Below are 13337 nucleotides of genomic sequence, written 5' to 3'. Positions count from 1 at the left end.
AACGTGATCGGTTCGAATTCACAAGACCCCACGCCTGAGCCGGAGCGGGGACCACGCCTTCTTCCAGAGGCCGTGAAATTCTTGATCGCGCTGGAATGGACCGCACTATCCCTGCGGCGCCAATCGAATGACTTCGGGCGCCCGTGGCCCGCGACGCCTCAAGCCTCGCGCCGGATCTGCGGCGCGGGCAATCCCTCGATCATCACGTTGAGGCAGGCGGGCTTGCCGCTGGCGAGCGCGCGCCGTGCCGCGTCGGGCAGTGCATCGGCCTCGGTGACGAGTTCGCCGTGCGCGCCGAAGGCCTGCGCCACCGCGTCGTAGCGCGTGGGCTGCAGCTCGCAGCCGATCAGCCGCTCGGGCCCGTAGTCGCGCAGCTGGATCTGGTATTCGGCGTTCCAGCGCGCATCGTTGCCCACCACGGCCACGAAGGGCAGGCGGTGCCGGATGGCGGTGTCGAACTCGGCGATGTGGAAGCCCACGGTGCCGTCGCCCATGACGGCGATCACCGGCGCCTCGGGTTGCGCGCAGCGCGCGCCGAGCGCATAGGCGAGTCCGGCGCCGATCGCGCCCGCCACGCCGTTGTTGACGCGGTGCGGCGCGCTCAGGCAGGCCATGGCCCACTGGCCGATCTCGCCGCCATCGCAGACCAGCACCGACTCGGGATGGCTGTCGAGCAAGGCTTGCAGCGGGCGCAGCATCTGCACCGGATGCAGACGCTGCGGCAGCGAGGCGCGCGCGTCGTCCCAGGCGGCGGGGCGGTAGGCCAGCCATGCATGCGCTTCCCGCAGCCACGACGGATCCCTGGCGCCAGCCGCGGCCGCTGTCAGCGCCCGCATCGCCGGCCAGGCATCGGCCTGCGCTTCGGTGCGCAGGCGCTCGCCGAGGGCACGGCGGCTGCGCGCGAGTTCATCGGCATCGGGATCGATCTGGTAGACCTTCGCATCGGCGGCCAACGCAGTGCCGAACTTCAGCGTGAAGTCCAGTCGCTTGCCCAGCAGCAGCACGCAGTCCGCGCGCGCCAGCAGCTGCGCGAAGGCGCCGAGGCTCGCATCGCCGATGCCGCGCGGGCTCTCCATGCCGGCGACCGGCACGCCCGTGGCCTGCTCCAGCGCGGCGATCAGCGCGCGCCCATCGCGCGTGAGGCAGGAGGGGCCCGCGAGGATCAGCGGACGCTCGGCCTCGGCCAGCTGCCGGGCCAGCTCGGTCGCGAGCGCCGGGTCGAGCAGCCGCGGCTCGGGCGCGAAGGCTTCCGGGCCGAAAGCGGGCACGGTGGCCGCGCCCTCGAGCACGTCGCTCGGCAGGCTCAGGTGCACCGGGCCGGGCCGCCCCGACTTCGCGATACGGATGGCCTTGGCGACATCGCCCGCCACCGCGTCGGCACTGGCGCAGCGCCACGCGGCCTTGCAGACCGGCTCGGCCATGTCGGCCTGGCGCATCTCCTGGAACGCGCCCTGGCCCAGCTGCTCGTTGGGCGCATGGCCCGACAGCAGCACCACCGGCGCCTCGGCCATCTGCGCGGTGTAGAGCGCGGCCACGGCGTTCGCATGGCCGGGACCGCCGGTGACGAGCGCGATGCCGACCTCGCCCGACACCCGCGACCAGGCATCGGCCATGTGCACGGTGCTGGCCTCGTGGCGCACGTGCACGAGTTCGATGCCCGAGCCGAAGGCCGCGTCGAACAACGGCATGACGTGGTTGCCCGAGAGGGTGAAGATGCGCGCGACGCGGGCCGCGCGCAGGCATTCGATCAGCGCATCGGCGCCGCGAAAGGTTCGGGTGGAGTGCATGCGGCGTACAAGGGGGAACTAGGACTTGCGCGATTTTCCGGGCAACAGCGCCGCGACCACGCCGAGCAGCGGCAGGTAGGCGATCGCCTGGTAGACGAAGGCGATGCTGGTGTGGTCGGCCAGCAGGCCCAGCACCGCGGCGCCCAGGCCGCCCATGCCGAAGGCGAAGCCGAAGAACAGCCCCGAGACCATGCCGACCTTGCCCGGCATCAGCTCCTGCGCGTAGACGAGGATGGCCGAGAAGGCCGAGGACAGCACCAGCCCGATCACGATGGTCAGCGTGGTGGTCCAGAACAGGTCCGCGTGCGGCAGCAGCAGCGCGAACGGCGCCACGCCCAGGATCGACACCCAGATCACCGGCTTGCGGCCGATACGGTCGCCGACCGGCCCGCCGAGCACCGTGCCCACGGCCGAGGCGAACAGGAAAAAGAACAGGTGCAGCTGCGCGCTCTGCACCGTGAGGCCGAAGCGGTCCATCAGGTAGAAGGTGTAGAAGCTGCTGATGCCCGCCACGTAGAAGTACTTCGAGAAGATCAGCACCAGCAGCACCGTGATGGCGCCCAGCACCACGCGGCGTGGATAGGGCGACTCGACCGCGGCCTTCTTGCGCGCGCCGGCCGTGACGTGATGGAAGGCATACCAGCGGCTCACCTGCAGCAGCAGGCCGATGCCCAGCAGCGCGGCCAGGCCGAACCAGGCCACGCTGTGCTGGCCGAAGGGCACGATGACCGCCGCCGCGAGCAGCGGCCCGATGGCCGTACCGAGGTTGCCCCCGACCTGGAACACCGACTGCGCGAGCCCGTGCTGACCGCCCGAGGCGAGCCGCGCGATGCGCGAGGACTCCGGATGGAAGATCGACGAGCCGAGCCCGACGAAGGCCGCGGCCAGCAGCACGATGCCGAAGCTGGGCGCGAAGGCCAGCAGCAGCAGGCCGATGAGCGTGGCCGTCATGCCGATCGGCAGCGAATAGGGCTGCGGACGCCGGTCGGTGAACAGGCCGATCAGCGGCTGCAGCAGCGAGGCCGTCAGCTGGTAGGTCAGCGTGATCAGGCCGATCTGCGCGAAGCTCAGCGAGAACGCGCCCTTGAGGATCGGGTACATCGCGAGGATCAGCGACTGCATCATGTCGTTGACCATGTGCGCGCTGCTGATGGCGCCCAGGATGCCGAAGGCCGGCTTGGCCTTCGCGGGACTGGCGGCGGCGCCAGCGGGCGTGGCCTGGGATTCGAGGGAAGCGGTCGCGGAGGGCGGCATGGGGACTTTCACACGGGGGAGACGGGACCGGCCGGCACGAGGGGCGCGAGTTCGGGAGGAACGGGCCGCCGGCGCCCCGGAATTATGGGAGGATGCGCCTCGCCTGTCTTGCGCCAACCGACCAACACCTTTCGCAAAAAGGACATGAACCTCCCGCGCCGTCCCAAGTCATTGCCCGAGGTGCTGCGCGAGATCGAGGGCGAGTCCTCGCCGATCGCGGGTCGCGCCACGGACTACCCCGCCGGCTGGCACATCCGGTCGCACCAGCACACCAAGCACCAGCTGATCTATGCCCTGCGCGGCGTGATGGTGGTGCAGGCCGAGGCCGGCCGCTGGGTGGTGCCGCCCACGCGCGCCATCTGGATGGCCGCGGGCATGGCGCACGAGATCCGCTGCGTCGGCGAGGTCCACATGCGCAGCCTGCTGGTGAAGCCCGAGGTGGCGCCGAAGACCTTGACCGCGACCCAGGCCGTGGGCATTCCGCCGCTGCTGCGCGAGCTGATCCGCGCGGCGATGGAAGTGAAGCAGCCCTATGCGCCCGGCACCCGCGACGGTCGGCTGATGCGCTTCATTCTCGACGAGCTGCGCAGCCTGCCCGTGCTGCCGCTGCACCTGCAGATGCCCGCCGACCCACGGCTGTTGCGCATCTGCGAACGGCTGCAACAGCATCTGGGAGATGCCTCCACCCTGGCCGACTGGGCCGGGCGGCTGTCGCTCGACGTGAAGACCATCCAGCGCCTGTTCACGAAGGAGACCGGCATGACCTTCGGCCAGTGGCGCCAGCAGGCCCGGCTGCTGCGCGCGCTGGAGCTGCTGGCCGACGGCGAGAAGATCATCGACATCGCCCTGCGCCTGGGCTACGACAGTCCCGGGGCCTTCGCGACCATGTTCCGCAAGCACTTCGGGCAGACGCCGAGCCAGTTCTTCGCCGAGCCCTGAGCGGGCGCGCCACGGGTCAGGCGTCGGCGCACTCCAGCGCGAAGGTCGGCACCTCCGCCTGGCGGCTCAGCCACACGCCGCCGCCCATTTCCTTGAAGCCGCGCGTCAGCCCGCGCCGGTACACCTGCGCGCGGTGGCGGAACAGGCGCGGGTCGCTGAGGTCCTCGTCGACCACGTCCTGCTCGAAGTCCTCCTGCGTCACGGCCTCGAGGTAGAGCGCGCCGGCGCTGAGCGACCCCAGGTTGCGCAGCGCGCGCTTGAGGTCGGAGGGTTCGAGGTAGGCCAGCACGCCCTGGCAGATCACGAGGTCGAAGCGCTCCCTCGCGCGATAGTCGACCACCGAGCCCCGCTCCCAGCCGTAGCGCTCGCACAGGTACTCGCTGAACTCGACGCCGTGGTAGCTGGCCTTCGGAAAATGCAACGCGATGGCATCGCGCCAGTGGCCGATGCCGCAGCCCATGTCGAGCACGCGCCGCACGGGCACGCGCAGGTACTTGAGGTACGAACAGACGAAGGCCGCGAGGCGCTCGGCGTGCTGCGGGTCGACCACCTTCGTTTTCTTGTCGAAGTAGTAGCGCCGGTAGTAGGCCTCGTCGAAGGTCGCCGCGTCGGCAGATTGCATGCAGGTTGTCTTTCAGGAAGTGCGGGCCTGCTCGCGAGGCCCGGCGCCATTTTCGCCCCGGAACCCGCCCGCGCCCCACGGTAAAGCCCGACCGGCGCCCGCCCGGCCTCAGGCAAAATGCCATGTCCCCTCCCCGCGCCCGGCGCGGTCCGTGGCTCCCTCACCTCACTCACGCGCAAGACGCCCACCGCCCCTTGGAACGGCCGCCCCACTCCACGTCCACGCAGCCCGTCACGCTGGCCAACTGCGACAGCGAGCCCATCCACATCCCTGGCCTCGTGCAGCCCCACGGCGCGCTGTTCGCGTTCGATGCCTCGACCCTCACGCTGACGCGCGTCAGCGCGAACGCCCGCGAGCTGCTCGGCGACACGGCGCCCGCCCTGGGCGAGCGCCTTGCGGCCGACCATTTCATGGGCGACGCGCTGGTGCACGAGGCGCTGCACGAGGCCAACGGGGTGGCGGTCGATACCGACGAGGGGTCGCCGATCAACCTCGAGGTGAGTCTCGGCGAGCGCCGCTTCGACCTGATCCTGCACCGCATCGGCTACGAGCTGGTGGCCGAGTTCGAGGCGCGCGACGCCACGGCGGACGCGGTGTCGGACTTCGCGCTCAAGGCGCACCGCGCGATGGACCGGCTCAAGCGCCAGGGCTCGATCGACGGCCTGCTCAATCTCTCGGTAGAAGTCGTGCGGCAGCTCACGGGCTTCGACCGCGTGATGGCCTACCGCTTTCGCCACGACGACAGCGGCGAGGTGGTGGCCGAGCGCCGCCACGAGGCGCTCGAGCCCTTCGTGGGCCGTCGCTATCCGGCCAGCGACATCCCGGCGCAGGCGCGCCGGCTCTACGTGATCAACACCCTGCGCCTGATCGCCGACGTGCAGTCGACGCCGGTCGGGCTCGACGTGGCCGACCCGCAGCTGCCGCCGCTGGACATGAGCCACTGCACGCTGCGCAGCGTGTCGCCGATCCACATCGAGTACCTGCGCAACATGGGCGTGGGCGCGTCGATGAGCATCTCGATCGTCATCAACGGTCAGCTCTGGGGCATGCTGGCCTGCCACCACCGCAGCGCCCACCAGGTGCCCTACGCCATCCGCATGGCCTGCGACGTGCTCGCGCAGGTGCTGGCCTCGAACGTGCAGAGCCTGCTGGCGCGCGAGCAGGCGGGCCGGGCCTCGAGCGCGGCGCAGCTGCGCGGCTCGCTGATCGAGGCGGTGCTGCATGCCGAGGACACCTTCAGCGCGCTGATCGGCCTGGCGCGCCCGCTGGCCGACGCCTTCGACGCGCAGGCGGCGGTCATCGCCGAGCAGTCGCGGCTGCACGTGGACGGCGACATGCCCCGCGAGGCCGCGGCGGCGCTGATGCAGTGGCTCACCGCCTCGACGAACGGCGACCAGATCGTGGCGCTGCACACGCGCGAGCAACTGCCCGAGAACCTGCGCTCGCTGGCCGGCGTGTGGTGCGGCTTTCTCGCGCTGCGCTTCGACGCGATCGACAACGGCTGGCTGGTGCTCGCGCGCAAGGAACAGATCGAGACCATCAACTGGGGCGGCAAGCCCGAGAAGCACTACGTGAGCGGCCCGCACGGGCCCCGGCTCACGCCGCGCGGCTCCTTCGACGTCTGGAAACAGACGGTGCGCGACACCAGCGTGCCCTGGGGCGCCAACGATCTCGACTTCGCGCGCCAGCTGCGCGACGAGCTGATCCGCGCCAGCGCGGCGCGGCTGGCCGACACCTACAAGGCCCGCACCGAGCTGCTGGCCGTGCTGGGCCACGACCTGCGCGACCCGCTGCAGTCGATCACGATGGCCGCCAAGCTGCTCGAACGCAGCCTGCCCGACGGCAGCAACGCCGGCGCGCGGCTGGGCCAGCGCATCCAGACCTCGAGCAGCCGCATGGCGCGGCTGATCGGCCAGGTGCTCGATGCCTCGCGGCTGCAAAGCGGCATGGGCCTGCAGATGGTGCCGGTGCAGATCGACCTGGCGCGGCTGCTGGAGGACGCGGTCGACGAGTCGCGCACCGCCTACCCCGGTTCGCAGCTCGAGCTCGAGGCACCCAAGACGCTGCCCGTGCTGGCCGACCCCGACCGCATGGCGCAGCTGGTCGGCAACCTGGTGAGCAATGCGCGCCACCACGGCCTGCCCGGCGAGGCGGTGCGCCTGCGGCTCGAACAGGTCGACGCGCACGTGGTGTTCAGCGTGGCCAACCGCGCACCGCCGATCGACGCCGCGCTGGTGCCCGACTTGTTCAGCGCCTTCAAGCAGCGCAGCGTGCCCAACGAGCGCAACAAGGGCGGACTGGGCCTGGGGCTGCACATCGCGCAAGCCATCGTGCGCTCGCACCGCGGCAGCATCGGCTATGCGCATGTCGACGGCTACGTGGTGTTCACCGTGCGGCTGCCCCAGGTTCCCGCGCCCGCGCCCTGAGCTTTCTCGCGCCCGACGGCGCGCAAGCCGCTCCTATAATCTCGCCCCGCCGGCCGATGCAAACGAAAGCATCACCCAAGCCGGCGCGCGCGAAGGTGCGCCGGTTGCAGGACCGGCGTTAAACGGGAAGCAGGTGACGGGTCCTCCGGACCCCAGTCCTGCGCTGCCCCCGCAACGGTCGGCGGATTCGCGGTCCTCACGGCCGATGCCCTCGCGGGCATCGCAGCCACTGTGCCCCGGCATGGGAAGGCGAGGATCGCGGCAACGGCGCATCTCCCGATGCACCGCTGCGCTCCGCAAGCCCGGATACCGGCCTTCGCCTCGTTCGGTCGCTGCGGGAGTGCAGGCAAGCCGTATCGGTCACGCATGGGCGCGGGGCCGGTCGCTGGCGGGTCCCCTCGGCGTCCGGTTGTTCTCATGGCCCGCGGGAGCGCGGGCCCGAAGGAAACCCTCGTGCGCAACTTCTCCCGGCGCGGCCGCGTCAGACCCCACCAAGCCCTCATCGGATCCGGCGTCATGCTGCTCGCCTCGGTCGCCTCGGCGCAGGACGCCGAGGGCTCGCTGCCGCCCACCACCGTCAGCGACCGCAAGACCATCTCCACCGCCACGCGCCAGGAGGCCGACACGCTGCGGCTGCCCTTCGCCACCTATTCGGTCGAACGCGCGCAGCTCGACGCGGTGGGCGCCGTCACGCTCGAGGACACGCTGCGCAGCGTGCCGGGCCTGCAGTACGGCACGCAGGGCAACTACTACTCGCGCTTCGAGACCCGCGGCCTGCGCGACACGCAGGACGTGCTGGTGCTGATGGACGGCGTGCCGCTGCGCCTGCTGCAGGGCAATGCCGACATCACGCTGATCGCGCCCGACCTGGTGGACCGGCTCGAGTTCATCAAGGGCCCGGCCTCGGCGCTCTACGGCAAGAACGCGATCGGCGGCGTGGCGCAGTTCTTCATGAAGCCCGAGCGCGCGGGCGGCAGCCTCACGGCCACCATCGGCAGCCACGGCCGCCTCGACGGCAGCCTGCGCTACCGCTGGGACTTCGAGCGCGGCAATCTCTACGTGGGCGTGGCCAACAGCGACTACAACGGCTTCCAGCGCGATGCCGGCCGCGCACAGTCGGCCCTGCTGGTGGGCGGCGACTTCGCCGTCACGCGCGACTGGACCACCGGCTTCCAGCTCTACGACACGCGCGTGCGCGGCGACCGCGGCTCGATCGTGCCGCTGGTCAACGGCAAGCCGATCTTCGGCATCACCTCGCGCGACAACTACGGCATTCCCGACTCCTACGTCACGGGCGACTACCAGTCGTTCTCGTGGAAGAACCGCTTCGAGCTCGGCGCCGGCTGGTCGATCAACCACCTGAGCAGCTTCGCGCGCTACAACCGCTTCTTCGCCGGCGGCATCACCATCGTTCCGCCGCCCGCGGCCGTGAGCAAGGGCTATTCCGAGAGCTACACCGCCGACCGCGGCGTCTACCACGAGCTCGCGGCCACGCACCTGATGGCGGGCAAGGGCTGGAGCAACGAGTTCCAGGCCGGCTTCAATCTCGAGCGCGGCTGGCAGGGCCTCGACTCGCCGAGCTTCAGCAACGCGCCCACCTACCGCGGGCCGTTCTACGACATCCCCGTGAGCAACGTGCGCAACGATCCGCGCGGCGTGCGCGGCAGCATCACCTCCTCGCGCTTCGACCAGGAGGTGCGCAGCGTCTACCTGCAGGACCGCTTCGAGTACGGCCCGGTCGGCTTCACGCTGGGCGTGCGCCACGACCGCTTCGAGCAGACGCTGGGCCGCACGGGCACGCAGGTGATCTCGGCGCAGCAAGGCAGCCACACCAGCCCGCGCGCCGGCGTGGACTGGCTGTTCCTGCAGGGCGATGCCTCCTCGCACGCCGTGTTCGCAAACTGGAGCGAAGGCTTCCGGCCGCAGGCGGTGGCGCTCAACACGCGCGGCGGCGTGATCGTGCCCGACATCCTGCGGCCCGAGATCACGCGCAGCAAGGAAGTGGGCGTGAAGGGCCGCGCGGCGGACGACCGCTGGAGCTACCAGCTCAGCCTGTTCGAGGCCGAGAAGATCGACGGCCAGCGCTCCTACCGCAATGGCCCCGACTCCTTCGTCTTCAGCAACGCGACCTCGCGCACCAAGGGCATCGAAACCCAGTTGCAGTTCCAGCTCACGCCGCGCTGGAACGGCTACCTGCACTACACCTGGCAGGACGCGCGGCTCAAGGACTTCCAGACCTACACCGACAGCGGTGCGCGCAGCACCAACTTCGGCGGCTACCGCGTGCGCATGTCGGCCCACAACATCGCGGGCGCGGGCCTGACCTATGCGCACGGCGCCTGGGCCGTGACCGGCACCGCGAGCTACGTCGGCAGCCGCTACCTCCGCGACAATGCGGTCAATCCGCAGAAGCTGCCCGGCTACCTGCTGCTCAACGTCGCCGTGGCCTATCGCGTCAATCCTTCGCTCACACTGCAGGCCGGGGTGAACAACCTGACGAACAAGTACTACATCGCCGACGACCTGTCGGCACAGGGAAGCCGGCAACGCCGGTGCGCCGAGGACGGTGTTCGCCCGCGCGCGCTACACCTTCTGAGCGTGAACCGGCGCGACGCGATCCTCGGCATGGTGTGCATGACGGCCGTTCTGCCCGCGGGCGCCGAGCAGGCGCCCCCGGGCGGCTTCCCGCGCGAGCTCGTCGATGCGCTGGGCCGGCGCGTCGTCGTGCCGCGCGCGCCGCAGCGCATCGTGGTGGTGTTCCCGAGCAACGTCGAGCTGGCCTGGGCGCTGGGCCTGGCCGACCGCGTGGTGGCCATCGGCGGGCGCGTGCGCTGGCCCGAGGGCGCGCGCGCGCAAGCCCAGCATCGGCGGCGCGCTCGGCTACTCGGCCGAGGCGGTGGCCGCCTTCCAGCCCGACCTGCTCGTGGTCACGCCCTCGCACCATTCGGCGCTGTCGCTGGTCGATGCCTTCGACCGCGCGAAGCTCCCGTGCGTGGTGCTCACGCATCCCGACCTGCCCTCGGTGTTCCGCAACATCGACCTGCTCGGGCGCGCGACGGGTGCCGACGAACAGGCCCGCCGGGTGCGCGAGGACATGCAGGCGCGGCTGGCCGCGATCGAGCGCCGGCTCGAGGGCGCGCCGCGCCGCAGCGTCTATTTCGAAACGGCGGCCGCCGCGCGCGGCGCCTTCCAGACCGTGGGCACGGGCCACTATGGCAACGACGCGCTGGGCTGGGCCGGCGGACGCAACGTGTTCGCCGACCTGCAGGGCGCGGCCCAGGTCAGCGCCGAAGCGATCTTCGCGCGCGACCCCGACGTGATCGTCTCGCTGCAGCAGGTGCCGCGCGATCCGGCGCTGATCGGCCAGCGCCCCGGCTGGCACACGCTGCGCGCCGTGCGCACGAACCGCGTGGTCGTGCTCGAGCGCGGCCACAAGCTGATTCCCGGCCCGCGCCAGATCGAGGCGGTCGAGCAGTACGCACGCGCGCTGCATCCGGAGCGCTTTGCATGAGGCACGCCACCGACGGCCGACGCGCATCGGCGACCACGGTCTGGCTCGTGCTGCTCCTGCTGCTGGCCGCGGCCGTGGTGCTCGCGCTGAGCGTGGGTGCCGCCACGGTCTGGCCCACCCAGTGGTGGGGCAGCGACACCCTGCAGGCCGAACTGGTGCGCGCGTGGCGCGCGCCGCGCGTGGCCGGGGCCTTCTTCGTCGGCGCCTGCCTGTCGCTGGCGGGCCTGGTGTTCCAGGGCGTGTTCCGCAATCCGCTGGCCGAACCCTACCTGCTCGGCAGCGCCAGCGGCGCAGCCGTGGGCGCCGCGGTCTCGCTGCTGCTGCCGGCGCTGGTGCCCACCGCGCTGAGCCTGCCGGTGCTGGCCTTCGCGGGCGCCTGGGGCGCGAGCTGGCTGGTGCTGCTGGCCGGCAGGCTCGGCGGTGGCTGGCAGAGCAACCGCCTGCTGCTCGCCGGCGTCGGCCTGGCCGCGATCCTGGCCGCCCTGCGCAGCCTCATCGTGATCGTGTTCGGCGACGAGTCGACCAACCTGCGCGCCATCATCTCGTGGCAGCTCGGTGGCGTGCAGACGCCCACGAGCGGCGAGATCGCCGTGCTCGCGCCCGTGCTGCTGGTGCTGGTGCTGCTGGTGCGCGCGCTGGGCCGCGGCCTCGACGCGCTCGGCCTGGGCGAGGACACGGCCCATGCGATGGGCGTGCGCGCCGCCTCCTTCTCGGCCCGTGCCGTGCTCGTGGCCTCGCTCGCGACCGCACTGGCCGTGAGCTGGGGCGGCCTGATCGGCTTCGTGGGCCTGATCGTGCCGCACGTGATGCGCTGGTGGATCGGCCCGCTGCATGCGCGGCTCACCGTTCCATGCGCCATCGCGGGCGGCGGCCTCATGGTGCTGGTGGATGCACTGGCGCGATCGGCCATGGCCCCGAGCGAGATCCCCGCGGGCCTGCTGACGGCGCTGATCGGCGGCCCCTTCTTCCTCGCGCTGCTGCTGTGGAGGCGCGGATGACGGCCGACGCCCTGCGCCTCGACGGCCTGCGGGTGCAGGCCTCGGGTCGCACCCTGCTCGACGGCATCGACCTTGCGATCCCCGAGCGCGGCCTGTTCGGCATCGTCGGCCCCAACGGCTCGGGCAAGACCACGCTGCTGCGCGCCGCGCTCGGGCTGGTGCGCCCGCGCGAGGGCCGCATCGCGCTGCTCGGGCGCGCGCTCGACCAATGGAAACCGGCCGAGCTCGCGCGCCACCTCGGCTATGTCGCGCAGCACGGCGAGAGCCATTGGGACCTGACGGTGCGCGAGATGCTGCAGCTGCAGCGCCCGGGCCGCGCGCCCGATCCCGCGCTGGTCGCGCGCTTCGAGCTCGACGCGCTGATCGACCGGCGCCATGCCTCGCTGTCGGGCGGCGAGCGTGCCCGCGTCGGCGTGGCGCGCGCGCTCGCGCACGACCCGCGTCTGCTGGTGGCCGACGAACCCGCGGCCCACCTCGACATCCCGCACCACCACCGCCTGATGGCCCTGCTGCGCGACAGCGCACGCACGCGCGCCGTGCTCGTGGTGCTGCATGACCTGCATGTGGCCAGCACCTGGTGCGACCAGCTCGCGCTGCTCGGCCAGGGCCGGCTGGTGGCGACCGGATCGCCCGACGAGGTGCTGCGCGACGAGCGCCTGGCGCAGGCCTATGGCCCGGGCATCGCCGCCTTCTCGAGCGGCGGCCTGCGCTTCTTCACGGCCGCGCCCGCGCCATGACGACATCGGCATTGCGCATCGACCTGGCCGGCTGGTCGCGCGAGGCCACGCTCGGACCGTCGCGCGAGTTCTTCGCGTTCTTCGAGGAGGCCGAACGGCTGGGCTTCGAAGGTGCGTGGTTCCATGAATTCCGCCTGCTGGCCGAGGGCGGCCCCTACCCCTCGCCGCTGCTGCTGGCGGCCGCATTGCTCGCGCGCACCGAACGCCTGCGCATCGGCGTCTCGGCGCTGGTGGTGCCGCTGCACCATCCGCTGCTGCTGGCCGAGGAGATCGCGCAGCTGGGGTTGCAGAGCGATGGCCGCTTCGACGCGGGATTGGGGCGTGGCACCGACGCATCCACGCTGCGCGCGCTCGAGATCGATCCGCAGCAGACGCGCGAGCGCTTCGCGCAGGGCTGCCGCCTGGTGATCGCGGCCCTGCGCGGCGAAAGCGTGTCGTCGAACGAAGGCCCCTGGCGCTTCGATGCGCAGCAGATCCGCCACCTCTCGACCTCGGCGCCGCCGCTGTACATCGCGGGCTCGACCGAAGAGACGATGCGCTTCGCCGTCACGGAGGACCTGCCGCTGCTGCTGAGCCTGGAGCCACCGGAGCCGGCGCAGCTCGCGCATGTGGAGGCGGCCTTCGCTTCGCTCGGCGGTGAAGCGGTGGCGTCGCGACATGCTTCATTGCTGGCGCGCTCCTCGCTCTCACGCTACGTCTGCATCGGTGCGACCTTGGCCGAGGCACGGCAGCAGTTCGACGAGCTGCTGCCCCTGCTCCACCGCCGGCGCGAGCATTTCGCGATCCTGCGCGGGCAGGCCCCCGGCACCTTGGCGATGCGCGATCCCGCCGAGGTGCTGCGCACGCAGGCGATCGTCGGCGATCCGGCTTCGTGCCTGGAACAGATACAGGCGCTCACCGCGCGCACGGGCATCCGGCAACTGCGCTGCGTCTTCAATGGCAACGGCGTGCTCGATCGCGCGGCGGCCTTGCGCGGGATGCGGTTGTTTGCGCAGGAGGTGCTGCCGACGCTCAAGCGGGGCTGAAGGAAGCGCCTTATCCTCCCGCGAGCCCACTCCTCCGG

Annotated in this window: 9 protein-coding genes, 1 pseudogene and 1 riboswitch; of the genes and pseudogenes, 7 read left to right on the top strand and 3 right to left on the bottom strand. The window is 71.4% G+C overall.

The genetic code is table 11. The annotated features are described in order from the left end of the window. Nucleotides 1-158: 158 nt before the first annotated feature. Together ACHMXE_RS08240 and ACHMXE_RS08235 are read right to left on the bottom strand one after the other, a co-directional pair. Nucleotides 159-1787, bottom strand: a complete 1629-nt coding sequence (locus ACHMXE_RS08240) for a thiamine pyrophosphate-binding protein (protein ID WP_395345490.1) — start codon at nucleotides 1785-1787, stop codon at nucleotides 159-161. Between the two features lie 18 nt (nucleotides 1788-1805). Then, complete coding sequence (locus ACHMXE_RS08235) at nucleotides 1806-3041, bottom strand: MFS transporter (RefSeq protein ID WP_209546983.1); 1236 nt, start codon at nucleotides 3039-3041, stop codon at nucleotides 1806-1808. 144 nt (nucleotides 3042-3185) lie between these two features. Here ACHMXE_RS08235 and ACHMXE_RS08230 point away from each other — a divergent pair, with 144 nt between their 5' ends. Beyond that, nucleotides 3186-3980 carry an AraC family transcriptional regulator gene (locus tag ACHMXE_RS08230; protein WP_395345487.1) on the top strand — a complete coding sequence of 265 codons (795 nt, stop codon included), beginning with the start codon at nucleotides 3186-3188 and terminating at the stop codon, nucleotides 3978-3980. 16 nt (nucleotides 3981-3996) lie between these two features. Here the strand turns inward: ACHMXE_RS08230 and ACHMXE_RS08225 are convergent, their stop codons facing one another. Continuing rightward, nucleotides 3997-4602, bottom strand: coding sequence for a trans-aconitate 2-methyltransferase (locus ACHMXE_RS08225; RefSeq protein ID WP_203207915.1), 606 nt, complete (start codon nucleotides 4600-4602; stop codon nucleotides 3997-3999). Nucleotides 4603-4796: 194 nt separating this feature from the next. Here ACHMXE_RS08225 and ACHMXE_RS08220 point away from each other — a divergent pair, with 194 nt between their 5' ends. From ACHMXE_RS08220 to ACHMXE_RS08195, 6 genes and pseudogenes are all read left to right on the top strand, one after another. Continuing rightward, nucleotides 4797-7028 (top strand): ATP-binding protein, encoded by a 2232-nt coding sequence (locus tag ACHMXE_RS08220; RefSeq protein WP_395345483.1) that lies wholly within the window; start codon nucleotides 4797-4799, stop codon nucleotides 7026-7028. Between the two features lie 91 nt (nucleotides 7029-7119). Continuing rightward, nucleotides 7120-7346, top strand: a riboswitch (cobalamin riboswitch). After that, nucleotides 7308-9464: pseudogene (locus ACHMXE_RS08215) on the top strand (TonB-dependent receptor); the annotation flags it as partial. Its footprint overlaps the riboswitch before it by 39 nt. 265 nt (nucleotides 9465-9729) lie before the next feature. Next, nucleotides 9730-10539, top strand: a complete 810-nt coding sequence (locus ACHMXE_RS08210) for an ABC transporter substrate-binding protein (RefSeq protein WP_395347462.1) — start codon at nucleotides 9730-9732, stop codon at nucleotides 10537-10539. Continuing rightward, nucleotides 10536-11537 carry a FecCD family ABC transporter permease gene (locus ACHMXE_RS08205; protein WP_395347461.1) on the top strand — a complete coding sequence of 334 codons (1002 nt, stop codon included), beginning with the start codon at nucleotides 10536-10538 and terminating at the stop codon, nucleotides 11535-11537. Before ACHMXE_RS08210 ends, ACHMXE_RS08205 begins: the two co-directional genes overlap by 4 nt. Beyond that, on the top strand, nucleotides 11534-12274 hold the full coding sequence (locus ACHMXE_RS08200; RefSeq protein WP_203207919.1) for an ABC transporter ATP-binding protein: 741 nt from the start codon (nucleotides 11534-11536) through the stop codon (nucleotides 12272-12274). The genes ACHMXE_RS08205 and ACHMXE_RS08200 overlap by 4 nt, the downstream gene beginning before the upstream one ends. Continuing rightward, nucleotides 12271-13299, top strand: a complete 1029-nt coding sequence (locus tag ACHMXE_RS08195; protein ID WP_395345480.1) for an LLM class flavin-dependent oxidoreductase — start codon at nucleotides 12271-12273, stop codon at nucleotides 13297-13299. Before ACHMXE_RS08200 ends, ACHMXE_RS08195 begins: the two co-directional genes overlap by 4 nt. The last annotated feature ends 38 nt before the right edge of the window (nucleotides 13300-13337 follow it).

Source organism: Variovorax sp. UC122_21 (assembly GCF_044056785.1).
Classification (GTDB): Bacteria; Pseudomonadota; Gammaproteobacteria; order Burkholderiales; family Burkholderiaceae_C; genus Variovorax.
Note: the sequence above shows the minus strand (reverse complement) of the source record. Positions and strands in the feature narration are given on the sequence as shown.

Excerpts from the sequence above, each read along its gene's own strand:
- ACHMXE_RS08225 (WP_203207915.1), bottom strand. The coding sequence starts at position 4,602 with ATGCAATCTGCCGACGCGGCGACCTTCGACGAGGCCTACTACCGGCGC.
- ACHMXE_RS08235 (WP_209546983.1), bottom strand. The coding sequence starts at position 3,041 with ATGCCGCCCTCCGCGACCGCTTCCCTCGAATCCCAGGCCACGCCCGCT.
- ACHMXE_RS08205 (WP_395347461.1), top strand. The coding sequence starts at position 10,536 with ATGAGGCACGCCACCGACGGCCGACGCGCATCGGCGACCACGGTCTGG.
- ACHMXE_RS08195 (WP_395345480.1), top strand. The coding sequence starts at position 12,271 with ATGACGACATCGGCATTGCGCATCGACCTGGCCGGCTGGTCGCGCGAG.
- ACHMXE_RS08210 (WP_395347462.1), top strand. The coding sequence starts at position 9,730 with ATGCGCTGGGCCGGCGCGTCGTCGTGCCGCGCGCGCCGCAGCGCATCG.
- ACHMXE_RS08240 (WP_395345490.1), bottom strand. The coding sequence starts at position 1,787 with ATGCACTCCACCCGAACCTTTCGCGGCGCCGATGCGCTGATCGAATGC.
- ACHMXE_RS08230 (WP_395345487.1), top strand. The coding sequence starts at position 3,186 with ATGAACCTCCCGCGCCGTCCCAAGTCATTGCCCGAGGTGCTGCGCGAG.
- ACHMXE_RS08200 (WP_203207919.1), top strand. The coding sequence starts at position 11,534 with ATGACGGCCGACGCCCTGCGCCTCGACGGCCTGCGGGTGCAGGCCTCG.